This is a genomic window from Pelomonas sp. KK5 (genome assembly GCF_001984095.1).
Classification (GTDB): Bacteria; Pseudomonadota; Gammaproteobacteria; order Burkholderiales; family Burkholderiaceae_C; genus KK5.
This window is the reverse complement of the sequence record NZ_LYVQ01000008.1, coordinates 14,735-40,409: the sequence shown is the minus strand read 5'-3', so window position 1 is coordinate 40,409 and position 25,675 is coordinate 14,735. Positions and strand designations below refer to the sequence as shown.

Genomic DNA, 25,675 nt, shown 5'->3' with positions numbered 1-25,675 from the left:
TGCCACAATCGCTCGCCTCACCGGCAGACATCTCCGAGAAGAACAAGATGGCCATCGACCTGAAGCAGCTGGCCGCGCAGCTGAAGCTCTCCCCGACGACGGTGAGCCGCGCGCTGAACGGCTATTCGGACGTCAGCGAAGCGACGCGCGAGCGCGTGGCCGCCGCCGCCAAGGCCGCCGGCTACGAGCCCAGCCCGGCCGCGCGGCGCCTGGCCACCGGGCGGGCCGACGCGGTGGGCATCGTCTACCCGGTCGAGGCCGACTTCATGGGCAACCCGCTGTTCCTGGAGATGATCGGCGGCGTGTCGGACCGGCTCGACGGCGCCGGCTACGACGTGCTGCTGGCCGTGGCCCGCAAGAAGACCGAGCTGCGCACCTACGAGCGCCTGGTCAAGGGCCGCCGGGTGGACGGGCTGATCGTCGCCCACACCCGCGTCGCCGACGAGCGCATCGACTACCTGCGGGGCACCCGCATGCCCTTCATCGGCTACGGCCGCACCGGCGACTGCGACGACTTCCCCTGGCTGGACTTCGACAACGAGGCCTGCACGCGGCTGGCGATGGCCGAGCTGACCGCCCGCGGCCACCGCCGCATCGCCTACATCCACTCGCCGCTGAACCTGAACTTCGCCCAGCAGCGCTACGACGGCTACCTGAAGGCGATGCAGCTGGCCGGCCTGACACCTAACCCCGAGCATGTGCTGACCGGCGGCCACGACCGCCGCGGCGGCTACGAGGCCACCAGGCGGCTGCTGGCGATGGACGCGCAGCGGCCCACCGCCATCCTGGTGGACAGCAACCTCTGCGGCGTCGGCGTCGTGCGGGCGCTGTTGCAGGCCGGCGTGGCGATCGGCAGCGAGATGTCGGTGATCGTCATCGACGGCCTGCCCACCGACACGCCGCTGTACGACCAGGACATCGCCGCCATCGCCCAGCCCACCGCGCACGCCTCCGGCTGGACCATGGCCGACATGCTGCTGAAGATGATCGAGGGCAAGCCGCTGGAGGAACCGCACGTGCTGCGCCAGCCGCAGTTCGTCAACGGCCGCTCGCTGGGTCTCGCGCCGGCCGGCTGAAAGCAAGTTAAAGGGAAAACCCCAATACTTCACATCCCCCTTGTCCGTAAAGTCCAAAGCGCTTTTGATCATCACCAAAGCGCTGTGGAACAGACAAACAAATCGTCCACGGCACGAACCTACGGAGACAAGACGATGAAAGCCCGCTTCCTCACCCCCCTCGCTGCCGGCCTGCTGCTGGCTGGTTTCAGCACCGCCCACGCCGCCTCGCTGACGATCGATTGCGGCGCCACCGCCAACGACGTCCAGAACTGCCTGCCCTACGCCGAGGAATGGGCGAAGAAGACCGGCAACACGGTCAAGGCCTACACCGCCCCGACCAGCTCCACCGACAAGCTCGCGCTGCTGCGCCAGCAGTTCGCCGCCAAGGCCACCGAGATCGACGTGCTGTCCATCGACGTGGTCTGGCCCGGCGTGATCAAGGACCACCTGGTGGACCTGGGCAAGTACAGCAAGGGCGCGGAGTCCAAGTACTTCCCGGCGATGGTCAACAACAACGTGGTGGGCGGCAAGCTGCTGGCCATGCCCTGGTTCACCGACGCCGGCCTGCTGTTCTATCGCAAGGACCTGCTGGACAAGTACAAGATCGCCACGCCCCAGACCTGGGACGAGCTGGCCGCCGCCGCCAAGAAGGTGATGGACGGCGAGAAGAGCGCCGAGCTGCAGGGCTTCGTCTTCCAGGCCAAGGCCTATGAAGGCCTGACCTGCGACGCGATCGAGTGGGTGTACAGCGCCGGCGGCGGCACCATCATCGACAAGCAGGGCAACATCACGATCAACAACCCGAAGGCGGCCAAGGCGCTGGACACGGCCGCTTCGTGGATCGGCACCATCGCCCCGGGCGGCGTGCTGAACTACGGTGAGGAAGACGCCCGCGGCGTGTTCCAGAACGGCCACGCGGTCTTCATGCGCAACTGGCCCTATGCCTGGAACCTGGCGCAGGACAAGGACAGCGTGATCAAGGGCAAGGTCGGCGTGGCCGCCCTGCCCTCCGGCGGCAGCAGCAAGGCCGCGGCTCTCGGCGGCTGGCAGCTGGCCGTCAACAAGTACTCGAAGAACGTGGACGCCGCCGCCGACCTCGTGATGTATCTCGCCAGCGCCGAGGTGCAGAAGAAGCGCGCGATCAACGGCTCCTACAACCCGACGATGCCCGAGCTGTACAAGGACGCCGACGTGCTGAAGGCCAACCCCTTCATGGGCCAGCTGCTGGAAGTGTTCACCAGCGCCGTCGCCCGCCCGGCCACCGAGACCGGCCTGAAGTATCCGCAGGTGTCCAACGCCTTCTGGGACGCCGCCCACGACGTGCTCGAGAAGAAGAGCACCGGCACCGATGCCGTCAAGAAGCTCGAAGCCAAGCTGAAGACGATCAAGCGCGACAAGTGGTAATCCGCTGACCGAGTGGCCGGCGGCGTGCCTGTGAAGGCAGGCTGCCGGCCTGTTGTCCCTGTTCATCTCGTTCAGAGGGGTTGTTCATGAACGATCGGACCCGGGTCGCCTGGACCTTTCTCGTGCCGATGCTGGTGCTGATGGCCGCCGTGGCCGGCTGGCCGCTGGCGCGCTCGATCTGGTTCAGCCTGACCGACACCAACATCAACGACATCTCGGCCGGCAGCTTCGTCGGCCTGTCGAACTACTTCGGCGAGTTCGGCTTGTTCTTCAACTCCAACTACACCGAGGGCTTCTGGGCCAGCGACTGGGGCGTGGCCATCGGCAACACCTTCAAGTTCTCGATCATCTCGGTGCTGCTGGAGACGCTGTTCGGCCTGGGCGTGGCGATGCTGCTGAACCAGGAGTTCCGCGGCCGCATGCTGGTGCGCACCGCCGTGCTGGTGCCCTGGGCGATCCCGACCATCGTGTCCGCCAAGATGTGGGGCTGGATGCTGCATGACCAGTTCGGCCTGATCAACCAGCTGCTGCTGGACTGGCACCTGATCGACCACAAGATCGCCTGGACGGCGGACCCGGCCTACGCGCTGTGGACCGTCGTCGCGGTGGACGTGTGGAAGACCACGCCCTTCATGGCCCTGCTGATCCTGGCCGCGCTGCAGACCCTGCCCAAGGACTGCTACGAGGCCGCCAAGGTGGACGGCGTGCATCCGCTGCGCGTGTTCTGGAAGGTGACGCTGCCGCTGATCAAGGGCCCGCTGTTCGTGGCGGTGGTGTTCCGGCTGCTCGATGCGCTGCGCATCTTCGACCTGATCTTCGTGCTCACGTCCAACAGCGGCAGCACGATCAGCATGTCCGGCTTCGTGCGGCGCGAGATGGTGGACAACGGCAACCTCGGCTTCGGCTCGGCGGCCTCGACCTCGCTCACCATCATCATCTTCGTCACCGCGGTGCTGTTCCTGCGGGCGGCGCGGGTGAAGCTGTCGGAGGAATCGTCATGATTGCCCAGGGAGACACCCAACGCCCGATGTGGGGCTCGATCGCCTTGTATTCGCTGGCGGCGCTGGTGGTGGTGATTTCGGTCTATCCGTTCCTCTACACGATCACCACTAGCTTCAAGACCGGCACCGCGCTGTTCGACGCCTCGCTGTGGCCCAAGTCGCCGACCTGGAAGAACTACATCCAGCTCTTCGAGGGCCGGCAGCCGTTCGGCCGCCACCTGATGAACTCGATCATGGTGTCCACCGTCACCGTGGCGATCTCGCTGCTGATGGCGATCACCGCCTCCTACGCGCTGGGCCGCATCCAGTTCCGCGGCAAGGCCACGCTGCTGCTGCTGATCCTGGCGGTGTCGATGTTCCCGCAGGTGGCGGTGCTCTCGGGCATGTTCGAGCTGATGCAGGCGCTGGGCCTGTACAACCTCTCGATCGGCCTGGTCGTGCCCTACACGGTGTTCACGCTGCCCTTCACCGTCTGGGTGCTGACCACCTTCATGCGCGGCCTGCCCAAGGAACTGGAAGAGGCCGCGATCATGGACGGCTGCGGCCCGACACGGGTGATCTTCCAGGTCTTCATGCCGCTCTTGTGGCCGGCCCTGGTTTCCACCGGCCTGCTGGCCTTCATCGGCGCGTGGAACGAGTTCCTCTTTGCACTGACCTTCGTCAACGACGACCTGCAACGGACCGTGCCGGTCAGCATCTCGCTGATCACCGGCGCCACGGCGTATGAGGTGCCGTGGGGCAGCATCATGGCGGCGTCGGTGATCGTGACGGTGCCCTTGGTGGTACTGGTGCTGGCCTTCCAGCGCAAGATCGTTTCTGGACTCACGGCTGGCGCTGTGAAGGGGTGATTCTGGTGTTGTCTATCGCCACCAGCGCAGGAGCACCGGGAGGCCTGGTGCTCCGTGTCCCCCGGCCGCTCCGCGGCCTCCTCCTTTTACCTGCGCACCAGGCCTCCCGGTACTCCTGCTCGCCACGTCTTCGCGAACGCCCCTCGCGCGCGCCGACTGCAACGGAAGCCGGACTGCGGGTTCGCGATTACGCAGGTAAAGGAGGAGGGAGCGCAGCGACCGGGGGACACGGAGTAATCGCGAACCCGCAGTCCGGCGATCAGCCAAAACGTCGAAGAACCAAATGAGCAGCAAAAACGAATGGTGGCGCGGCGGCGTCATCTACCAGATCTACCCCCGCAGCTTCGCCGACAGCAACGGCGATGGCATCGGCGACCTGCGCGGCATCACCGCTCGCCTGGAGCATGTGGCCAAGCTGGGTGCCGATGGCATCTGGCTCTCGCCCTTCTTCAAGAGCCCGATGAAGGACTTCGGCTACGACATCAGCGACTACTGCGATGTCGACCCGATGTTCGGCACCCTGGACGACCTGCGCCAACTGATCGCCAAGGCCCACGCGCTGGGCCTCAAGGTCATGATCGACCAGGTTTATTCGCACAGCGCCGACACCCACCTCTGGTTCGTCGAGAGCCGTTCCAGCACCACCAACCCCAAGGCCGACTGGTACGTCTGGGCCGACGCCCACGACGATGGCACGCCGCCCAACAACTGGCTGTCCATCTTCGGTGGCAGCGCCTGGCAGTGGGACACGCGGCGCAAGCAGTATTACCTGCACAACTTCCTCACCAGCCAGCCCGACCTCAACTTCCATCACCCCGAGGTTCAGCAGGCCGTGCTCGACTCGGTGAAGTTCTGGCTGGACTTCGGCGTGGACGGCTACCGGCTCGACGTCGTCAACTTCTACTTCCACGACAGGCAGCTGCGCAGCAACCCCGGCCGTGGCATGCCCGATGGTTCCGACCCGGCCGTGACCGCCGTCAATCCGTACTCCTGGCAGCGCCACCTCTACGACAAGAGCCAGCCCGAGAACCTCGAGTTCCTGAAGAAGCTGCGCGCGCTGCTCGACACCAAGGCCGACACCACGATGGTCGGCGAGATCGGCGACGACGACGGCCTGGCCCGCGTCGCCGAGTACACCTCGGGCGGCGACAAGCTCCACATGGCCTACTGCTTCGACCTGCTCGGCGAAGCCCATTCGGCGCCCTACCTGCACCAGGTGTTCACCCGCTTCAACGAGGTGGTCGGCAGCGGCTGGCCCTGCTGGGCGATCACCAACCACGACATCCCGCGCGTGGCCACCCGCTGGGGAGGGAAGCAGGCGCCGCTGGCGCTCGTCAAGCTCGCCGCCGCGCTGCAGCTGAGCCTGCGCGGCACCGCCTGCCTCTACCAGGGCGACGAGCTCGGCCTGCCCGAAGCCGAGATCGCCTTCGAGGATCTGCAGGATCCCTACGGCATCACCATGTGGCCGGAGTTCAAGGGCCGCGACGGCTGCCGCACGCCGATGCCCTGGGATTCGACCGCCAAGGATCTCGGCTTCTCCAGCGCCGACCCGAATGCGAAGCCCTGGCTGCCCGTGGCCGAAGCGCACCGCGCGCTGGCCGCCGACGTGCAGGAACACGACCCCGCCTCGGTGCTGAACTTCTACCGCCGCTTCCTCGCCTGGCGCCGCACGCAGCCGGCGCTGATCGACGGAACGATGAGCCTGCTGCCGGCCCACGAGCAGGTGCTGGCCTTCGTCCGCGAGCACGATGGGCAGAAGCTGCTCTGCGCCTTCAACCTCAGCGACAGCGCCGCAGCGCTCACGCTGCCCGCTGGCACGGCGCTTGCACAGCCCTCCCCGATGAGCGACGGCGCCTGGACCACCGACCCCACCACCGTCAGCTTCGCACCCTACGGCGTGCTGCTGGCGCCACTGAACTGAACACCATGAGCAAGACCGCGAAGACCGCAGCAGCAGCAGCAGCAAGACCTGGCACCGACTGGTGGCGCTCCGGCGTCATCTACCAGGTCTACCCGCGCAGCTACCAGGACAGCAACGGCGACGGCATCGGCGACCTGCCCGGCATCACCCGGCGGCTGGACTACATCGCCAGCCTGGGCGTGGACGCGGTCTGGCTCTCGCCCTTCTTCAAGAGCCCGATGAAGGACTTCGGCTACGACGTCAGCGACTACTGCGACGTCGACCCGATGTTCGGCAGCTTGGACGACTTCCGCGAGCTGATCGCCAAGGCGAACAAGCTGGGCCTGAAGGTGATGATCGACCAGGTGCTCTCGCACTGCTCAGACCAGCACGCCTGGTTCGTCGAGAGCCGCGCCAGCCGCACCAACCCCAAGGCCGACTGGTTCGTCTGGGCCGACGCCAAGCCGGACGGCAACCCGCCGAACAACTGGCTGAGCGTCTTCGGCGGCAGCTCCTGGCAGTGGGACACGCGCCGCCGCCAGTACTACCTGCACAACTTCCTGACCAGCCAGCCCGACCTCAACTTCCATAACCCCGAGGTTCAGCAGGCCCTGCTGGACTCGGTGAAGTTCTGGCTGGACCTGGGCGTGCACGGCCTGCGGCTGGACGCCATCAACTTCTGCTACCACGACGAGAAGCTGCGCAACAACCCCGGCACCGGCGAGCCCGCCACCGGCCCCGGCACCGCACCGTCCACCAACCCCTACTCCTGGCAGAAGCACGTCTACGACCGCAGCCGCCCCGATGCACTGAAATTCCTGCAGCGCATCCGCGCGCTGACCGACCAGTACCCGGACACCGCCATGGTCGGCGAGGTCGGCGACGAGTCCGGCATGCTGATGGTCGCGAAGTACACGGCCGATGGCGACAAGCTGCACATGGGCTACTGCTTCGACCTGCTGACCGACGACTTCAGCGCCGGTTACATCCGCGGCGTGATCGACAAGTTCGAAAAGGCTGCGCCGACGCCCGACAAGGGCTGGGCGTGCTGGGCCATCTCCAACCACGACGTCAAGCGCATCGCCACCCGCTGGGGCGGCGCCGATCCCGACCCGCGCCTGACCCGCCTCGCCGCCGCGCTGCAGCTGAGCCTGCGCGGCGCCTCCTGCATCTACCAGGGCGACGAGCTGGGCCTGCCCGAGGCCGACGTGGCCTTCGAGGACCTGCAGGACCCGTACGGCATCACGATGTGGCCCGAGTTCAAGGGCCGCGACGGCTGCCGCACGCCCTTCCCCTGGAAGTCCGACAAGACCGACCTCGGCTTCTCCTCCGGCAAGAAGCTCAAGAAGGCCAAGAAGGACAGGGCCAAGCCCTGGCTGCCCGTCTCCGAGGCGCAGCGACCGCTGGCCGTCAACGAGCAGGACGACGACCAGACCTCGCTGCTGAACCACTACCGCCACCTGCTCGCCTGGCGCCGCACGGTGCCCGAGCTGATGCAGGGCGACCTGACACTGCTGCCCGCGCACCCGCAGGTGCTGGCCTGGGTGCGCGAGCATGAGGGCAGCCGGGTGCTCTGCGCCTTCAACATCGGCCCCGAGGCGGTCAAGCTCGATCTGCCGGCCGGCATGAAGACGGCTACCCTGTTGGGAGACAGCCACGCCACGGGCGCCAGGCCCACGGCGAAGGGTGACAAGATCACCTTCGAGCCCTGGGGAGTGCTGTTCGCCAGACTCGCCTGACAAGAACGACGATCGCACACAAAACGACAAGCAGTACGACAGGAGACAAACCGTGTCACGCATCGAACTGAAGAACATCAGCAAGCGCTATGCGCCTACGCTGCCGCTGACGATCAACGACGCCAACCTGACCATCGAGGCGGGCGAGTTCTGCGTCTTCGTCGGCCCGTCGGGCTGCGGCAAGTCCACGCTGCTGCGCATGGTCGCCGGCCTGGAGACGATCAGCGCCGGCGATCTCTCGATCGGCGGCAAACGCATGAACGACCTGCCCCCGGCCAAGCGCGGCGTGGCGATGGTGTTCCAGAGCTACGCGCTGTATCCGCACATGACGGTGGCCGAGAACATGGCCTTCGGCCTGCGCGTGCTCGGCGCCGACAAGGCCTCCATCGACGCCAAGGTCAAGAAGGCCGCCGACATCCTGCAGCTCTCCGCCCTGCTGGACCGCCTGCCCAAGCAGCTCTCCGGCGGCCAGCGCCAGCGGGTCGCCATCGGCCGGGCCATCGTCAAGGAGCCGGACGTCTTCCTGTTCGACGAGCCGCTGTCCAACCTCGACGCGGCGCTGCGCGTGCAGACCCGGCTGGAGATCGCCAAGCTGCACCACGACATCGGCCGCTCCAGCATGATCTACGTCACCCACGACCAGGTGGAGGCGATGACGCTGGCCGACAAGATCGTGCTGCTGCGCGCCGGCAAGGCGGCGCAGGACGAGGGCAGCGTGGCCCAGTTCGGCTCGCCGATGGAGCTGTATCACCGCCCGCAGAACCTGTTCGTCGCCGAGTTCATCGGCAGCCCGAAAATGAACGTGATGCCGGCGCGGCTGGTCAGCGCGGAGGCGGACTACGCCGTGGTCGCGGTGCACGGGATCGAGCTGAAGGTGGCCGTGGACGCCCGCAGCGCCAAGGCCGGCGATGCGGTGACGCTGGGCATCCGGCCGGAGCACCTGCTCTGCGGGGACGAGGCGGTGGGTAGCGCGCTGCCCGCCGCGCTGCGCCAGATGGAGCGCCTAGGCAACGAATCGCTGCTCTACGTGGACATCGCGCCCGATGCCCCGCTGGCCACGCTGCGCCTCGAAGGCCACGCGCTGCACGAGCCCGGCGAGAAGCTCACCCTGCGCCTGCGCGCCGACCAATGTCACCTCTTCGACTCAAAGGGACAGGCATTCCGCCGCACCGTGGACCTCCCGGGCTGATACAACCGTACCCATGATCCACGCCGCCGCCGTCGCCGCCCTGCTCGCCGCTCGACACGGCGATCCGTTCTCCTTGCTGGGCCCCCATGCCGATCCGGACGGCAAGCGCTGGCTGCGCGTGTTCCTGCCCAAGGCGCGGCATGTCGAGGCCTGGTCCGGCAGGAAGCTGGTCACCACGCTGCGACAGCTGCACGACGAAGGCTTCTTCGAGGGCGAGTTGCCGGCCGACGCGCCCGCCGACTACCGGCTCCATGTCAGCTGGGACGACGGCAACAAGTCCGAACTCGACGACCCTTACCGCTTCCCCCAGGTGCTCGGCGAGATGGACGCCTGGCTGCTCGGCGAGGGCCGGCACCTGCGGCCCTACGAGGTGCTGGGCGCCACGCCGCGCGAGATGCTAGGCGTGGCGGGCACCGCCTTCGCGGTCTGGGCGCCCAACGCCTCCAGCGCCGCCGTCATCGGCGACTTCAACTACTGGGACGGCCGTCGCCATCCGATGCGGCTGCGCCGAGAGTGCGGCGTCTGGGAGCTGTTCATCCCGGGCGTGGCCGAAGGCGCGCGCTACAAGTTCGAGCTGCACGATGCCGCCGGCCGCCTGCTGCCGCAGAAGGCCGATCCCTACGCGCTGCAGTCCGAGCTGCGGCCGGCCACGGCGAGCGTCGTCGGCCACCTGCCGACGCTGGTGCCGCCGTCGGAAGATCGCCAGCGCGCCAACGCGCTGGACGCCCCGGTCAGCATCTACGAGGTTCACCTCGGCTCCTGGCGCCGCCGCGACGGCATCCACTGGCTCACGTGGGACGAACTGTCAGAGGATCTTGTCAGTTATGCCGTCGACATGGGCTTCACCCATCTCGAGCTGCTGCCGATCACCGAGCACCCCTTCGACGGCTCCTGGGGCTATCAGCCGATCGGCATGTACGCCCCGACCTCGCGCTTCGGCGATGCCGCCGGCTTCCGCCGCTTCTGCGATGCCTGCCGCCAGGCCGGCCTGGGCCTGATCCTCGATTGGGTGCCGGCCCATTTCCCGACCGACACCCACGGCCTGGCCAACTTCGACGGCACCCACCTCTACGAATACGCGGACCCACGCGAAGGCTTCCACCAGGACTGGAACACGCTGATCTACAACCTCGGCCGCACCGAGGTGGCGAACTTCCTGGTCGGCAACGCCCTGTATTGGCTTGAGCGCTTCGGCGTGGACGGGCTGCGGGTGGACGCCGTGGCCTCGATGCTCTACCGCGACTACAGCCGCAAGGCCGGCGAGTGGCTGCCCAACGTCCACGGCGGGCGCGAGAACCTGGAGGCGATCGCCTTCCTCAAGCGGATGAACGAGGTCGTCGGCGGCGAGCGGGCCGAGGCGATGACGCTGGCCGAGGAATCCACCGCCTTCCCCGCCGTCTCGCGTCCCACCTTCGCCGGCGGCCTCGGCTTCCACTTCAAGTGGAACATGGGCTGGATGCACGACACGCTGCAGTACATGCAGCGCGACCCGATCCACCGCCGCTACCACCATGGCGAGATCACCTTCGCCATGGTCTACGCCTACAACGAGAACTTCGTGCTGCCGATCTCGCACGACGAGGTCGTGCACGGCAAGGGCTCGATGCTCACCAAGATGCCGGGCGACGGCTGGCAGAAGTTCGCCAACCTGCGCGCCTTCTACGGCTTCATGTGGGCGCACCCGGGCAAGAAGCTGCTGTTCATGGGCTGCGAGTTCGCCCAAGGCGCCGAATGGAACCACGACCAGAGCCTGGACTGGCACCAGCTCGACATCCCGCTGCACCACGGCATGCAGCGGCTGGTGCGTGACCTGAACAAGCTCTACCGCGAGGCCCCGGCGCTGTACCAGCGCGACTTCGACCCCAGCGGCTTCGAGTGGATCGAGCACGGCGACGCCGAGCGCTCGGTGATCGCCTTCGCGCGCCGCGGCCACGGGGGCGATGACCGCCTCTTCGTGATCGCCAGCAACTTCACGCCCACCGTGCACCACGGCTTCCGCATCGGCGTGCCGCGGCCGGGCGTCTACCGCGAACGGCTGAACACCGACTCCGCCTTCTACGGCGGCAGCAATGTCGGCGCGCCGTTCGGCGAGATCACCGCACAGGCCTTGCCTTGGAACGGCAAGCCCTATTCAATCGAGTTGTCACTGCCCCCGCTGGCGACCGTCTATTTCGAGTTGATGCCGTAAGGAGACCGGACATGACCCCGAGCAACCGCAGCAATCGCCTGGCCCGCGATGCCATGGCCTTCGTACTCGCCGGCGGCCGCGGCAGCCGCCTGATGGAGCTGACCGACACCCGCGCCAAGCCGGCCGTCTACTTCGGCGGCAAGACGCGGATCATCGACTTCGCCTTGAGCAACGCGCTGAACTCCGGCATCCGCCGCATCGGCGTGGCCACGCAGTACAAGGCCCACAGCCTGATCCGCCACCTGACGCGCGGCTGGAGCTTCATGCGCGCGGAGCGCAACGAGAGCTTCGACATCCTGCCGGCCAGCCAGCGCGTGTCCGAAGACGCCTGGTACCGCGGCACCGCCGACGCGGTGTTCCAGAACATCGACATCGTCGAAAGCTACGCGCCGCGCTACATCGTCGTGCTCGCCGGCGACCACATCTACAAGATGGACTACGAGGTGATGCTGCAGCAGCACGTCGACTCCGGCGCCGACGTGACGCTGGGCTGCCTCGAAGTGCCGCGCATGGAGGCCACCGGCTTCGGCGTGATGCACGTGGACGAGAAGGACGTGATCCACACCTTCATCGAGAAGCCCGCCGACCCGCCCGGCATTCCCGGCAACCCGGACATGGCGCTGGCCTCGATGGGCATCTACGTCTTCAACACCGACTACCTGTTCGAGCTGCTGAAGGAAGACGCCGCCAACCCGAGCTCCAGCCACGACTTCGGCAAGGACCTGATCCCCTGGGTCGTCAAGCACGGCAAGGCGGTCGCCCACCGCTTCTCCACCTCCTGCGTGCGCAGCGAGTACGAGGCCGAGGCCTACTGGCGCGACGTCGGCACGGTGGACGCCTACTTCGACGCCAACATCGACCTCACCGCCGTCACCCCGGCCCTGGACATCTACGACACCGAGTGGCCGATCTGGACCTATTCGGAACTGACCGCGCCCTGCAAGTTCGTCCACGACATCGAGGGCCGGCGCGGCATGGCGATCAGCTCGCTGGTCTCGGGCGGCTGCATCGTCTCGGGCAGCACGCTGCGGCAGTCGCTGCTGTTCACCGGGGTGCGGGTGCATTCGTACGCGGCGATCGAGGAGGCGGTGATCCTGCCCTACGTGACGATCGGCGCGCATGCGGACCTGAGCCGGGTGGTGATCGACCGCGGGGTCACGATCCCCGAAGGGCTGGTCGTCGGCCAGGATCCTGAACTCGATGCCTCGCGTTTCCGCCGGACCGACCAGGGCGTGTGCCTGATCACCCAGGACATGATCAACAAGATCGCATGAAAGTCCTCAGCGTCGCATCGGAGATGTTTCCGATGCTCAAGACCGGCGGCCTGGCCGACGTGGTCGGTGCGCTGCCCGCGGCATTGGCACCGCTGGGCGTCGACGTACGCACGCTGCTGCCCGGCCATCCGAAGGTGATCGCGGCGATGAAGGCGCCGAAGCCGGTGGCCGAGTGGCCCGACTGGTTCGGCGGGCCGGCGCAGTTGCTGGCGTCCGAGAACCTGCTGGTGCTCGATGTGCCCCATCTCTACGACCGCCCCGGCAACCCGTACCTCGACGCCGGCGGCCGCGACTGGCCCGACAACGCCCAGCGCTATGCCGCGCTGTCCCACGCCGCCGCCCGCATCGGCTGGGGCGAACTCAAGGGCTACGCGCCTGACCTGCTCCACGTCCACGACTGGCAGGGCGCCCTCGTCCCCGCCTACCTGCACTACCTCGGCGAGGGCAAGCGCCAGCCGCCCACCGTCCTGACCATCCACAACCTCGCCTTCCAGGGCCAGTTCAAGACGGCCGTCTGGCCGCAGCTGGGCCTGCCGGACGAGGCCTTCTCGATGCACGGCCTCGAATACTGGGGCGACATCGGCTACCTGAAGGCCGGCATCCAGTTCGCCACGGCGATCACGACCGTCAGCCCCACCTACGCCCACGAAATCCGCACGCAGAAGGACGGCATGGGCCTGGACTCGATGCTGCGCTGGCGCCAGGCCGCCGTCAGCGGCATCGTCAACGGCATCGACCTGGACGTGTGGAACCCCGCCACCGACACGCTGCTGCCCGCCCGCTACGGCGCGCAAGACCTGAGCCCGCGCCTGTCCAACAAGCGCGAGATCGAGCGCGTCTTCGAACTGCCGGCCGACGACTCCTCGCCGCTGGTCTGCATGATCACGCGGCTGACCGACCAGAAGGGCATCGACCTCGTCGCCCACCACATGGCCGCCGTGGCCGCCACCGGCGCGCGGCTGGCGATCCTGGGCAGCGGCGATGCGGGCCTGGAAGCCGCGCTGCGCGCCGGCGCGCAGTCGCACCCGCGGCGCGTGGCGCTGAAGATCGGCTACGACGAGCCGCTGTCCCACCTGCTGCAGGGCGGCAGCGATGCGATCCTGGTGCCCTCGCGCTTCGAGCCTTGCGGACTTACACAGCTTTACGGGCTGCGCTACGGCTGCGTGCCCGTCGTGTCGCGGGTCGGCGGGCTGGCCGATACGGTCATCGACGCCAACGACGCCGCGCTGAAGGCCGGCGTGGCGACGGGCATCCAGTTTGCCGAGGTCACCGCCGAGGGCCTGCTGGAAGCGCTGCGGCGCACGGTCCAGCTCTACCGCCATCATCCCGGGCACTGGCAGCAGATGCAGCGCAACGGCATGAAGGCCGACGTCGGCTGGCAGGCCTCCGCCGCGGAGTACGCGGCGCTCTATGCCTCGCTGCTGCAGAAGGGAAGCCGCAAGTGAACGCTGTCCACCACATCGCCACCGCACCGATCGCCGGCATGAAGCCCGGCACGAGCGGGCTGCGCAAGCGCGTCACCGAGTTCCAGGCCGGCCACTACCTGGCGAACTTCGTCCAGTCGGTGTTCGATGCGGTACGGCCCGGCGAAGGCTTCGGCGGCCTGACGCTGGTGGTCGGCGGCGACGGCCGCTACTTCAACGACACCGCGATCCAGCTGGTGCTGAAGATGGCCGCGGCCAACGGCTTTGCTCGCGTGCTCGTCGGCCAGCACGGCATCCTGTCCACGCCGGCCGCATCGAACGTGATCCGCAAGCACCAGGCCTTCGGCGGCCTGATCCTCTCGGCCAGCCACAACGCGGGCGGGCCCGAGGGTGACTTCGGCATCAAGTTCAACGGCGACAACGGCGGCCCCGCGCCCGAGAAGATCACCGATGCGATCTACGCCCGCACGCAGGTGATCAACGAGTACCTGACGACTGATGCACCCGACATCGATCTCGCCATCATCGCCAAGCACCAGCTCGGCGGCATGCAGGTCGAGGTGATCGACTCGGTGGCCGACTACCTCGAGCTGATGAAGTCGCTGTTCGACTTCCCGGCCCTGAAGGCGCTGTTCGCGGGCGGCTTCCGCCTCGCCTTCGATGCGATGCATGCGGTCACCGGCCCCTACGCCCATGCGATCTTCGAACAGGAACTCGGCGCCGCGCCCGGCACGGTGATGAACGGCACGCCGTTGACCGACTTCGGCGGCGAGCACCCCGACCCGAACCTCGTCCACGCCCACAAGCTGCACGCGCTGATGATGGGCAAGGACGCGCCCGACCTCGGCGCCGCCTCCGACGGCGACGGCGACCGCAACCTGATCATCGGCCGCGGCCTCTTCATCCCGCCGTCCGACTCGCTGGCGATGCTGGCCGCCAATGCCCACCTGGCGCCGGCCTACGCAGCAGGCATCGCCGGCGTGGCCCGCTCGATGCCCACCAGCGGCGCGGTCGACCGCGTGGCTCAGAAGCTCGGCGTGCCCTGCTTCGAGACACCGACCGGCTGGAAGTTCTTCGGCAACCTGCTGGACGCCGGCAGGATCACGCTGTGCGGGGAGGAGAGCGCCGGCACCGGGTCGAACCATGTGCGCGAGAAGGACGGTGTCTGGGCGGTGCTGCTGTGGCTGTCCATCCTCGCCGCGCGCAAGCAGAGCGCGCTGCAGATCGCCCACGAGCACTGGGCCACCTACGGCCGCAACTACTACACGCGGCACGACTACGAAGAGATCGACTCGGCCGCGGCCAAGCAGCTGATGGCCGACCTCGGCACCCAGCTGGTCACGCTCAAGGGCGAGCTGCCGAAGCTGAAGCTCGCCGACGACTTCAGCTACACCGATCCGGTGGACGGCAGCGTCTCCAGCCACCAGGGCCTGCGCATCGTCTTCGAGGACGGCTCGCGCATCGTCTACCGACTCTCCGGCACCGGCACCACCGGCTCGACGCTGCGCGTCTACATCGAGCGCTACGAGCCCGATCCGGCGCGCCACGAACTGGACACCCAGATTGCGCTGGGCGACCTGATCCAGCTGGCGGACCGCATCGCGGGCATCCGCGAGCGCACCGGGCGCGAGAAGCCCGACGTGATCACCTGAAGATGCCGGTACGGACGCTCGGCGCCCTCGCTCTCGCGCTGGCGGCCGTCCTTCCGGCGCCGGCCCGGGCCCGGCCGGACACGCGGCTCGAACCCCGCCCCTGGCCCGCGGAGCGGCGCTGCGAGTCCTGCATCCCGCTGCGCTTCGGCCGGCTGCTGATGCAGCTGACGCCGTCCGAGATCGCCGAACTGCTGCTGACGGAAGACGAGGAAGCGCCCGCGCCGACAGTGCGCCAGGGCCTGCAGTTCCTCATGCTGAGCCCCGGCGGGCTGCTGCGCCCCTACCAGCGCGACGGTTTGCTGAAGCCGCTGGGCGTGCACACGAACCGCCAGTTCCTCGAAGCCATCGGCCGGCCACCGCGCGCCGGCGAGCGGGCGCTGGCCCGGGCCCGACAGGGCGAGGGCATCGACAACTGCGAGAGCTACACCCGCAGCAGCCAGGGTGCCATCAGCGCCTTCTGGATCAAGTCCCCCAGCCCCGGCCGGCAGCGCATCTACTTCCTCGTCGACGGCTCTCCCACCGTCTACCTGCTGGCCGGCGAGGTGACGCCGGCCTTCCTCGACGCGCTGCTGTCGGGCCTGCGCATCGCCGAGCTGCCCTGAGGTTTGCCCCGGCGCTGGCTCGCAAGTTGCATGCTTCAATGAAGCCATGCAGACGACAACGACAGCAAGACTCGACGAGGGCCGCCCCTGGCCGCTGGGCGCGCACTGGGACGGCCACGGCGTCAACTTCGCCGTGTTCTCCGCCCATGCCTACAGCATCGACCTCTGCCTGTTCGACGAGGCCGACGGCCGCGAAGTCTCGCGCACGCCGCTGCCCGGCCGCAGCCGCGACATCTGGCACGGCTACCTGCCCGAGGCCGGCCCGGGCCTGGTCTACGGCCTGCGCGCGCAGGGCCCCTGGCGGCCCGAGCGCGGCCACCGCTTCAACCCCAACAAGCTGCTGCTGGACCCGTATGCGCGCGAGATCGTCGGCGCCTTCGAGTGGCGCGACGAGCACTTCGGCGCCGACCTGAACTTCCCCGCCCACATGGACCCCAGCGACAACGCGCGCTGGGCGCTGAAGGCCCGCGTCGTGAACGGCTTCCCCGGCGCCTTCGACTGGGAAGGTGACCAGCACCTGCACCGCCCGCTGGCCGAGACGGTCATCTACGAGATGCACGTCAAGGGCTTCTCCAAGCTGAACCCCGCCGTGCCCGAGAACCTGCGCGGCACCTACGCCGGCCTCGCGCACGAGGCCTCGATCGCCCACCTGCAGCGCCTGGGCGTCACCGCCGTGCAGCTGCTGCCGGTCCACCAGCGCATCGACGAATACCGGCTCGCCCAGCTGGGCCTGAGCAACTACTGGGGCTACAACACCGTCGGCTTCTTCTGCCCCGACCCGCGCCTGGCATCGGGCGAAGGCCCCGCGCGGGACGAGTTCCGCGAGATGGTCAAGCGCCTGCACGCCGCCGGCATCGAGGTGATCCTCGACGTCGTCTTCAACCACAGCGCCGAGAGCGACGAGCGCGGCCCGACCCTCTCCTTCCGCGGCCTGGACAACGCCAGCTACTACCGCCTGCAGCCCGAGGCCAAGGCGCTCTACGAGAACGACACCGGCTGCGGCAACACGCTGGACCTGCGCCAGCCGCGCGTGATGCAGCTGGTGCTGGACAGCCTGCGCTTCTGGGCCGGCGAGATGCATGTGGACGGCTTCCGCTTCGACCTCGCCACCTCGCTGGGCCGGGGCGACCACGGCTTCGACGCCCGCGCCGCCTTCTTCACCGCGCTGGCGCAGGACCCGCTGCTGTCCACGCTGAAGATGATCGCCGAGCCCTGGGACATCGGCCCCGGCGGCTACCAGCTGGGCAACTTCCCGCACGGCTGGCTGGAGTGGAACGACCGCTTCCGCGACACGATGCGCAGCTTCTGGGTCGAGGGCAAGGCCACCCGTGGGGAGTTCGCGCAGCGCCTGTGCGCCTCGTCCGAGGTGTTCCAGCCGCGCGGCCGCCAGCCGGCCGAATCGCTGAACTACGTGGTCTCTCACGACGGCTTCACGCTGCAGGACCTGGTCAGCTACTGCCATCGCCACAACCACGCCAACGGCGAGCACAACCGCGACGGCCACGCCCACAACCACAGCGCCAACTTCGGCGCCGAAGGCCCCAGCAAGGACGCCGCCGTGCTGGCCAGGCGCGACCGGGTCAAGCGCGCGCTGCTGGCCAGCATGCTGCTCTCGCAGGGCACGCCGATGCTGGCCGCCGGTGACGAGCTCGGCCACGGCACCGGCGGCAACAACAACCCCTACTGCCAGGACAACGAGACCAACTGGATCGACTGGTCGCGCGCCGACGAATCGCTGAGCGCCTACGTCGCCAGGCTGCTGGCGTTGCGCCGCCAGATGCTCCCCTTCGCCAACCGCTGGTACGACGGCGTGCCCGACCGCCTGGGCCTGCCCGACCTGTCCTGGCTGCGCGCCGACGGCCGGCCGATGGAGATCTCCGACTGGGGCCTGGCCGGCAACCCTGCGCTCGGCTGCCTGATCGGCAAGCCCGGCCGCGCCGCCACGCCGCTGCTGCTGCTGTTCAACGGCAGCCAGAGCGAGACGCCCTTCCTGCTGCCCGGTGGCGTCTGGCAAATCGAGGCCGCCAGCTTCGACGCAATGGAGACCCGCCGCTGGCGCGAGGGCGACAGCGAGATCTCGCTGCCGCCGCGGGGCTTCGCGGCGCTGTCCGCCGCCGGCATCGCGCTCTGACCCTGGGCATGCCGATTGCCGGGGTGTTCCGTCGGACACCCTGCGCGATCCATGACTCCCCCTTCCGTCCTTGCCGAGCTGCGCGCGGCCACGCAGCCTCAGCATGAGCGCATCGAGCGTCTGCTGGCGCTGGATGCGCCCATGCCGCTGAACCGGTACGCCGCCATCATCGGCGGCTTCCACACCTTCCTGCACCGCTGGGAGCAGGACGTCCAGTCCGCCCTGCCGGTGCGGCTGCGCCCCTGGTTCGGGCTGCGCCGGCGCGCCCGCTTCGCGGCCGACGACCTGGCCTGGCTGCAGGCCGCCGCGCCGGCGCCGCCACCCGCCACGGCCGAGGAGGCCTGGCATCCGGACATCACGCTGCCGGCGCTGTTCGGTTCCATGTACGTGGTGGAGGGCTCGGCGCTGGGCGGGCAGGTGATCACGCCATGGCTGCGCCGCGAGCTGGGCCTCGCGCCCGGCGCCGGGGCCAGCTACTTCCACGGCTTCGGCGAGCGCACCGGCGCGATGTGGCGCGAGTTCCGCGAGCTGGCGCAGGCCGAGATCGGCGCCGGCACCAGCGAGCGCTACACCGCCTGCGCGGCCGCCCAGGCCACCTTCGGCGCGCTGCTGCACCGCTTCGAGGGGCTGAGTTCATGATCGACCAGGCCACGCTGGACACCTGCGCCAGCGAGCCCATCCACATTCCCGGCTCGATCCAGCCGCACGGGGCGCTGCTGGCCTTCGACCGCACCGGCAGCCTGGTGGCGATGAGCGCCAATGCCAATGCGATGCTGGGCCTGGCGCTGCGGCCCGGCACCATCCCCGGCCCCGGCGGCCTGGGCGGTTCGGAAGGCCCGGCGTGGCCCGCCATCCGCGAGGCGCTGGCCGCGCTGGCCGCCGGCGAGCCGATGCCGGACTCGCGCGAGCTGGTGCTCTCCGGCCGGCCCTTCGACCTCGTGATCCACGCCCACGAGGGCCTGTGCCTGTGCGAGTTCGAGCTGCGCGAGGCCGACGGCGTCGGCCGCTTCGCGCAGCTGGCCTACCGCGCCATGGACAAGCTGCGGCACCAGCCCTCGATCGAGCGCCTGCTGGACACCGCCGTGGCCGAGCTGCGCGCGCTGACCGGCTTCGACCGGGTGATGGCCTACCGCTTCCGCCACGACGACAGCGGGGACATCGTGGCCGAGGCGCGCCGCGCGAGCCTGGAGTCCTATCTCGGCCGCCGCTACCCGGCCAGCGACATCCCGGCGCAGGCCCGCCGCCTGTACCTGCTGAACACGCTGCGCCTGATCGCCGACGTGGGCGACCAGCCCGTGCCCCTGCTGGCCGCGCCGGACCGCACGGCGCCGCTGGACCTCAGCCACAGCGTGCTGCGCAGCGTCTCGCCGGTGCACATCGAATACCTGCGCAACATGGGCGTGGCCGCCTCGATGAGCATGTCCATCGTCGTGGGTGGGCGGCTCTGGGGCATGCTCGCCTGCCACCACATGGCGCCGCTGCGCGTGCCCTTTCCGATCCGCATGGCGGCGGACGTGATCGCGCAGCTGCTGGCCGCGCAGGCGCAGACCCTGGCGGCCCGCGAGCGCGAGGCGGCGATGGCGGAAGCCGCCCTGCTGCGCAGCGAGATCGGCGCCCAGATCGGCCAGGGCCACGAGGCTGGCGACGTGCTGACGCGCGAGGCCGCGCCGCTGTGCGCCAGCCTGGATTGCGAGGCGCTGGTGGTGGCGATCGACGGCCGGCTGCGCTGTCACGGTCCCGTGGACGAGCACTGGGCCGCCGCGCTGGTCGAGACGCTGCAGCAGCGCGAGCGGGCGCTGGTGCACATCGAGCTCGAGTCCGAACTGCCGCTGCAGCCGGAGCCGGCCCGCTGGTGCGGTGCGCTGGGCCTGCGATTCGACGGCCCGCGCCGCGGCTGGCTGGTGGCGCTGCGGCCCGAGCAGATCCAGACCATCCGCTGGGGCGGCAAGCCCGAGAAGGTGATCGCCCACGGCCCGCTGGGCCCGCGCCTGACGCCGCGCGGCTCCTTCGACGAGTGGCGCGAGACGGTGCGCGGCACCGCCGTGCCCTGGAGCGCCACCCAGCTGGAGTCGGCCGCGCTGCTGCTGGACGCGGTCAGCCGCGCCCATGCGGGCCGGGTGCTGGAGCTGGACCGGCTGCGCTCGCAGCTGTGGGCCGTGCTGGGCCATGACCTGCGCGACCCGCTGCACACGCTCTCGGTGGCCTCCTTCGCGCTGGACCGCCAGCACGCCGCCGAGCGCATCAGCACCGTGATCCGCACCTCCACCAATCGCATGCAGCGCCTGCTGCGCGACCTGCAGGACATCACCCGCATCCAGAACGGCCTGGGCCTGTCCATCGAGCCCGAGGCCACCGACCTGGCCGCCCTGCTGGGCCAGCTGCTGCGCGACCAGCGCGCGGCCTACCCCGACATGCAGCTCGACGCCACCCTGCCCGAGGCCCTGCCGGTCACCGTCGACCCGCAGCGTTATGTGCAGATGGCCGCCAACCTGCTCAGCAACGCCCGGCACCACGGCAAGGGCCGCATCCGCATCGAGCTCGCGCGGGTCGGCGACGAGCGGGTGCACCTGCGCGTCGCCAACCCGGCGGAGCCGATTGCGCAGGAGCTCGTCGAGGGCCTGTTCGATCCCTTCAAGCGCAGCTCGCTGGAGCACCGCAACGCGCGCAACCCGGGCAGCATGGGCCTGGGCCTGTACATCGTCCACCAGATCGCCGCCGCGCAGGGCGGCTCGGTGCGCTACGAGGCGCGCAACGGGGAGGTGATCTTCGAGCTGGAGCTGCCGCTGCCGCAGGTGTAGGCAAGTTCCCTACACGCGCTGCCGGCATTGCTGCACCGGTGCTGCCGTCAAAGCCCGCTGTGCGGCCGGGGGCCGCCTTGCCAACATGCCATGCATGCGAATCGGAGCTGCGGGAGCGGAACAATGAAGGTCTTTCTGGTTGAGGGGTGCGCGACGAGCCGACGCCGGCTGGTGCGCCAGCTGCGCGGCAGGCCAGGCCTGCGCCTGGTCGGCGAGGCCGGCGGCGAGACCGAGGCAATGGCGCTGATCGGCTGGACCGCGCCGGACCTGATCCTGCTGGCCCTGCCGCTGATCGAAGGCTCCGGCCTGCACCTGATCGAGGCCTTGCGCCGCGGCGGCTTCGCCGGCCGCATCGTCGTGCTGCTCGACGCCAAGGCCCAGCCGCAGGTGAGCCGCGTGGACTGCCTGGCGGCTGGCGCCGATGCCTTCATGGACAAGGCCGGCGAGATCGACATCGCGCGCCTGTTCGACGTCGCGGCCCCGGCCCGCGGCCATGCCACCGAGCCGACCGCGCTGCTGCGCGACGGCCTGGCCGCGCTGCACAACCAGTCGGGCCTGTGCCGTCGCCTGGCCCAGTGCGCCAGCAGCGAGCTGCGGCCGGACATCAAGCTGGCCGTCTTCGTGCTGCGCCTGGTGTCCACCCGCAGCCTGCCTGCGGTGCATGCGGAGCTGATGGCCCACATGCTGGTGGAGCGGCTGCGCCAGGCCGGTGGCCAGGAGGCCGACCTGGCCGACGTGGTGGTGCGCCGCTCGGGCTCGCAGTTCAGCCTGGTGATGCCGGTCTTCGACGCCAGCATGGCCGCGGCCGAGCGCGCGCGGCAGATCGCCGCGGCGATGGGTGAGCCGCTGTCCACCGACGACCGCGGCTCGGCGCTCAAGGTGGAGCTGGGCCTGGCGCTGTTCGCCATCGACCAGGTGCCGACCCGCGAGCCGGTGCAGCTGGCCCAGGCCCGCGCCTTCGCAGCGATGTAGCACCAGCGGATCCGGAACCCGGCAAGAAGAAGGGCCCCCGCGGGGGCCCTCTTCGCTTTGGGACCGATGTTTCAGACAGCGCCGCAGGCCGCCGCCTCCGCCAGCGTCAGCAGGCCGCTGGCCGAGACGGCATCGGTCGGGAAGCGGGCCATGCCGATCTTCACCACCGGCTTCAGCGCGCGGCGATCGTGCATGAAGGGCTCGCTCATCAGCTCATGCAGCCGGGCCGCGAACACACCGGCATCGCGCGGCTCGTCCAGCCGGGTCAGCACGACGCAGTACTGGTCGCCCGGGAGGCGGGCCACGATGTCGGCCGCGCCGCAGGCCTCGCCCAGGCGGCGCGACAGCTCGAGCGCCATCGGGTCGGCCAGGCCCGCGCCCAGCTCCGCCAGCCCCTCCAGGCGCAGCACATAGACCGCCAGGCCGAGGTCGTCGCGGGTGGCGGCGCGGATGCTCTGGTCCAGGCGCTCGCGCAGGGCCTGCTCGTCGAACAGGCCGGTCAGGCGGTCGCGCAGCGGCCAGAACGGCAGGTCGTCCGCGCCGCGGGTGCGCGTCGCCCTCTCCGCCAGATCGTCGAACAGGGTCTCCAGGCCACTGCCCTTGTCGTAGAAGGCATCGGCCCCCAGTTCGAGGCAGCGCCGGCGCAGCAGGTCGCCGTCCTGGCTGGTCAGCACCGCGATGTGGCCGGTGAAGCCGCTGCTGCGCAGCACCGGCAGCACGCGCAGGCCGGAGCCCCCGTCGGCCAGCGAGAGATCGAGCAGCACCACCTCGGGCTCCGCCCAGGGCACCAGCGCCAGCGCATGGGCCTCCGTGGCGGCCTCGCCGACCAGGTGCAGCCCCTCGATGGCCTCGAGCCTTCTCACGACCAGGCGGCGGATGGACACCGAGTCCTCGACCAGAAATACCTTCATGACCACTTCTCCGGACAGTCTTTGTTTCCAACTGTCCGCATGGTCCCAAGGCCGGCGTCCGCGCTGCAGCGGGCGATGCTGGAAGGCCGGGTGCGGGGTTCCCGCATTCGCGTGCAGGTGTTTTACCTACAGCGTGCCTACAGCGTGGTGAGGCCGTGCTGGACGCAGTACTTGGTCAGCTCGGTGTTGTTCTTCCAGCCGGCCTTCTCGAAGATGCGCGCGCGGTAGCTGCCCACCGTCTTCACCGACAGGTGCATGGTCTCGGCGATCTGCGCCGGCGTGGCGCCCGAGGCCATCAGCAGCATCACGCGGTACTCCTGCGCGGAGAGCTGCTCGTGCGGCAGGCTCTCCGGCGCCTTGCCGCTGAGCAGGCCCAGCAGGTGGTCCGCCATCGAGGCGGTGACGTAGCGCCCGCCCTGGTGCAGCCGGCGCAGCGCGGTGCGCAGCTCGTCGGCGGCGCGGTCCTTGGGCAGGTAGCCGGCGGCGCCCATCTGCATCAGCCGCGCCGCATAGGCGGCCTCGGCGTTGAGGCTCAGCACCAGCAGCGGCACGCCGGGCAGCGCGCGCAGCACGCGGCTGGCGCCCTCCAGCCCGCTGGCATCGGGCAGCGAGAGGTCGAGCACGACCAGGTCCGGCTTGTGGGCGGCGATGCGGGCCAGCGCGGCGGCGATGGTGTCGGCCTCGTCGATGGCGATGTCCGGCCATTCCTCGCGTACCAGGTGGCTGACGCCGACGCGCATCAGCGGATGGTCGTCGACCAGCAGCAGTCTCATGGGCTCGCCGGCGCGGGCGCCGCCTTCCTGTTGTCGTTGTGGTCGTTGTTGTCGTGTTGCCCGGCCAGCGGCAGCCAGACGCGCACGCGGGTGCCGCGCCCCGGCGCCGGGCCGAACTCGAAGCTTCCGTCGGCCAGCGCCGCGCGCTCGCGCATATTGCGCAGGCCGGAGGCGTCGGCGCGGGTGTCGCCCGGGCCGCGGCCGTCGTCGATGATGTCCAGGCGGAAGCCCTCGCGCCCGTCCACCTCGACCGGCTCGCCCTCGATCGTCAGCGTGCGGGCCTGGGCATGGCGCAGCACGTTGGTGCAGGCCTCCTGGATGATGCGGAAGAGCTGGCTCGCCTGCTCGGGCGTGAGCAGGCCCGCATCGGGCAGGCCCAGCCGGGTGGCCAGGCCGGACTGGCGGCCCAGCTGCTGCAGGTAGTGCTCGGTGGCGGCCTCCAGGCCCAGCTCGTCCAGCAGCGGCGGCCGCAACGCGGCGGCGATATGGCGCGCCACGCGGATGGTCTCGTCCGCCATGCCCTGCAGTTCGTCCACCAGCGGCTCGACCTTGGGCTTGAGCTTGTTGCGCAGCGCGACCACCAGCATCTTCATCGCGGTGCCGACCTGGCCGATCTGGTCGTGCACCTCGCGCGCCAGGCGCCGCCGCTCCTCCTCGACGCCACGGTCCAGCTCCACCGCGAAACCCTGGATGCGCCCCAGCGCCCGGCTCAGCGCCGAGGTGCGCTCGCCCACCAGGCGCTCGAGGTTGGCATTGGCCTCCCGCAGCGCGGTCTCGGCGCGGTCGCGCCGGCGCTGTTCGCGGGTCAGCGCCACCAGCGCCAGCACCAGCGCGAGCAGGCCCACGCCGGGCAGCAGCCGGGTCAGCTCCAGGGTGTGCTGCTGCACCGCGCGGGTGGCCTGGTCGGCCTCGGCGATGCGCCACTGCTGCACGCGCTGCAGCTCCTCGATCTCGTAGCGCAGCTGGTCCATCAGCCGCTTGCCGTCGGCATAGCTGGCGAGATCGCGCATCACGACCGGGCCCTCGCGCTCGCGCCGCGCGATATTGCTCTCGACCTGGGCCAGCCGCTCCTCCAGGAAGCCGTCCAGCCGCTGCAGCTGGGCCTCGCTGGTGCCCACCTCCACCAGGCGCTTGCGCACGTCGCCATAGGTCTGGTCGAGGTCGTGCCGCGCCGCCTCGTAGGGCTGCAGGAAGGGCCGCTGGCCGGTGATGATGAAGCCGCGCACGCCGGTCTCGATGTCGACCAGCAGCGTGAGCAGGCGTTGCAGGTCGGTCTGCGTGCGCAGGGCGCTGCTGCGCTGTGCGTCGCGCCGCACCAGGTCGTCAAGGCTTTGCGCGGCACCCACCGCCGTGCCCACGAAGGCAAGGAATACGGCCAGCAGCAACAGCAATGGAATCCATGACCTGCGCATCTTGTACAGCAAGCAAGTCGACGTTCATGGACCGGCCGCGTGACAGCGGCTCGCGCATCGATGACAGGCTGCGCGTACGGACCACACCTCCCTTAGCGGGGCCGCTCGCCGACATCTCGGTCCGGCTGGGCGACCGGGACAGGCTAAGGCCCGGGCTGTCAAATTGCAAGCGCAATGCTGTGTGAATAACTCGTTATGTTGACGGAGCCCGCGGGGGCAGGTCTTGCTGCCGATCGGCCAGGAAAGCGAAAACCCCAGGGCCTGTTGCGGCGCCTGGGGCTGCTGGCGGCGGGCTGGTGGCCTGCCTGGAGTGACTTGGTCAGTCGATGGATGAAAGTGTAGGGAGCCCCGTGCGGCAGCGGATTGCGCAGTTGCCTCGATTTCCGATTCCTGCGCAAT

19 protein-coding genes are annotated in these 25,675 nt (G+C 69.4%); 16 read left to right on the top strand and 3 right to left on the bottom strand.

What is annotated here, in order from left to right; all coding sequences use genetic code 11:
* Positions 1-47 precede the first annotated feature (47 nt).
* From B0W88_RS02175 to B0W88_RS02100, 16 genes are all read left to right on the top strand, one after another.
* Complete coding sequence (locus B0W88_RS02175) at positions 48-1,076, top strand: substrate-binding domain-containing protein (RefSeq protein WP_077033009.1); 1,029 nt, start codon at positions 48-50, stop codon at positions 1,074-1,076.
* A gap of 135 nt (positions 1,077-1,211) precedes the next feature.
* The gene (locus B0W88_RS02170) at positions 1,212-2,462 is read left to right on the top strand and encodes an ABC transporter substrate-binding protein (protein ID WP_077033008.1); all 1,251 of its coding nucleotides are present in this window, start codon (positions 1,212-1,214) and stop codon (positions 2,460-2,462) included.
* Between the two features lie 86 nt (positions 2,463-2,548).
* Positions 2,549-3,463, top strand: coding sequence for a carbohydrate ABC transporter permease (locus tag B0W88_RS02165; protein WP_077033007.1), 915 nt, complete (start codon positions 2,549-2,551; stop codon positions 3,461-3,463).
* Positions 3,460-4,311, top strand: a complete 852-nt coding sequence (locus B0W88_RS02160) for a carbohydrate ABC transporter permease (RefSeq protein WP_198937744.1) — start codon at positions 3,460-3,462, stop codon at positions 4,309-4,311. The genes B0W88_RS02165 and B0W88_RS02160 overlap by 4 nt, the downstream gene beginning before the upstream one ends.
* Positions 4,312-4,594: 283 nt before the next feature.
* Positions 4,595-6,232: an alpha-glucosidase family protein gene (locus B0W88_RS02155; protein WP_077033005.1), complete on the top strand. Its 1,638-nt coding sequence runs from the start codon at positions 4,595-4,597 to the stop codon at positions 6,230-6,232.
* Positions 6,233-6,237: 5 nt separating this feature from the next.
* A complete protein-coding gene (locus B0W88_RS02150; protein ID WP_077033004.1) occupies positions 6,238-7,950 on the top strand; it encodes an alpha-glucosidase family protein in 1,713 nt (570 codons plus the stop codon).
* Between the two features lie 52 nt (positions 7,951-8,002).
* The gene (locus B0W88_RS02145) at positions 8,003-9,139 is read left to right on the top strand and encodes an ABC transporter ATP-binding protein (protein WP_077033003.1); all 1,137 of its coding nucleotides are present in this window, start codon (positions 8,003-8,005) and stop codon (positions 9,137-9,139) included.
* Positions 9,140-9,152: 13 nt separating this feature from the next.
* On the top strand, positions 9,153-11,327 hold the full coding sequence (gene glgB, locus B0W88_RS02140) for a 1,4-alpha-glucan branching protein GlgB (protein WP_077033002.1): 2,175 nt from the start codon (positions 9,153-9,155) through the stop codon (positions 11,325-11,327).
* Positions 11,328-11,338: 11 nt separating this feature from the next.
* Positions 11,339-12,601 carry a glucose-1-phosphate adenylyltransferase gene (gene glgC, locus B0W88_RS02135; RefSeq protein ID WP_077033001.1) on the top strand — a complete coding sequence of 421 codons (1,263 nt, stop codon included), beginning with the start codon at positions 11,339-11,341 and terminating at the stop codon, positions 12,599-12,601.
* The gene (glgA, locus tag B0W88_RS02130; protein ID WP_077033000.1) at positions 12,598-14,046 is read left to right on the top strand and encodes a glycogen synthase GlgA; all 1,449 of its coding nucleotides are present in this window, start codon (positions 12,598-12,600) and stop codon (positions 14,044-14,046) included. The genes glgC and glgA overlap by 4 nt, the downstream gene beginning before the upstream one ends.
* 38 nt (positions 14,047-14,084) lie before the next feature.
* Positions 14,085-15,677 (top strand): alpha-D-glucose phosphate-specific phosphoglucomutase, encoded by a 1,593-nt coding sequence (locus B0W88_RS02125; protein WP_083748513.1) that lies wholly within the window; start codon positions 14,085-14,087, stop codon positions 15,675-15,677.
* A 2-nt stretch (positions 15,678-15,679) separates the two neighbouring features.
* Positions 15,680-16,279 (top strand): hypothetical protein, encoded by a 600-nt coding sequence (locus B0W88_RS02120; RefSeq protein ID WP_077032999.1) that lies wholly within the window; start codon positions 15,680-15,682, stop codon positions 16,277-16,279.
* A gap of 46 nt (positions 16,280-16,325) precedes the next feature.
* The gene (gene glgX / locus B0W88_RS02115; protein WP_077032998.1) at positions 16,326-18,410 is read left to right on the top strand and encodes a glycogen debranching protein GlgX; all 2,085 of its coding nucleotides are present in this window, start codon (positions 16,326-16,328) and stop codon (positions 18,408-18,410) included.
* Positions 18,411-18,461: 51 nt separating this feature from the next.
* Positions 18,462-19,049: a biliverdin-producing heme oxygenase gene (locus B0W88_RS02110; protein ID WP_077032997.1), complete on the top strand. Its 588-nt coding sequence runs from the start codon at positions 18,462-18,464 to the stop codon at positions 19,047-19,049.
* Entirely contained in the window at positions 19,046-21,208 is a 2,163-nt protein-coding gene (locus tag B0W88_RS02105; protein WP_077032996.1) for a GAF domain-containing protein, read from the top strand. The genes B0W88_RS02110 and B0W88_RS02105 overlap by 4 nt, the downstream gene beginning before the upstream one ends.
* A 123-nt stretch (positions 21,209-21,331) precedes the next feature.
* A complete protein-coding gene (locus B0W88_RS02100) occupies positions 21,332-22,180 on the top strand; it encodes a diguanylate cyclase (RefSeq protein WP_077032995.1) in 849 nt (282 codons plus the stop codon).
* Between the two features lie 71 nt (positions 22,181-22,251).
* On the opposite strand, the gene B0W88_RS02095 is transcribed toward B0W88_RS02100, so the two are convergent.
* From B0W88_RS02095 to B0W88_RS02085, 3 genes are all read right to left on the bottom strand, one after another.
* Positions 22,252-23,091 (bottom strand): diguanylate cyclase domain-containing protein, encoded by an 840-nt coding sequence (locus tag B0W88_RS02095; protein ID WP_077032994.1) that lies wholly within the window; start codon positions 23,089-23,091, stop codon positions 22,252-22,254.
* 137 nt (positions 23,092-23,228) lie between these two features.
* On the bottom strand, positions 23,229-23,864 hold the full coding sequence (locus B0W88_RS02090) for a response regulator transcription factor (protein ID WP_077032993.1): 636 nt from the start codon (positions 23,862-23,864) through the stop codon (positions 23,229-23,231).
* The gene (locus B0W88_RS02085; protein ID WP_158080778.1) at positions 23,861-25,249 is read right to left on the bottom strand and encodes a CHASE3 domain-containing protein; all 1,389 of its coding nucleotides are present in this window, start codon (positions 25,247-25,249) and stop codon (positions 23,861-23,863) included. Before B0W88_RS02085 ends, B0W88_RS02090 begins: the two co-directional genes overlap by 4 nt.
* Positions 25,250-25,675 lie beyond the last annotated feature (426 nt).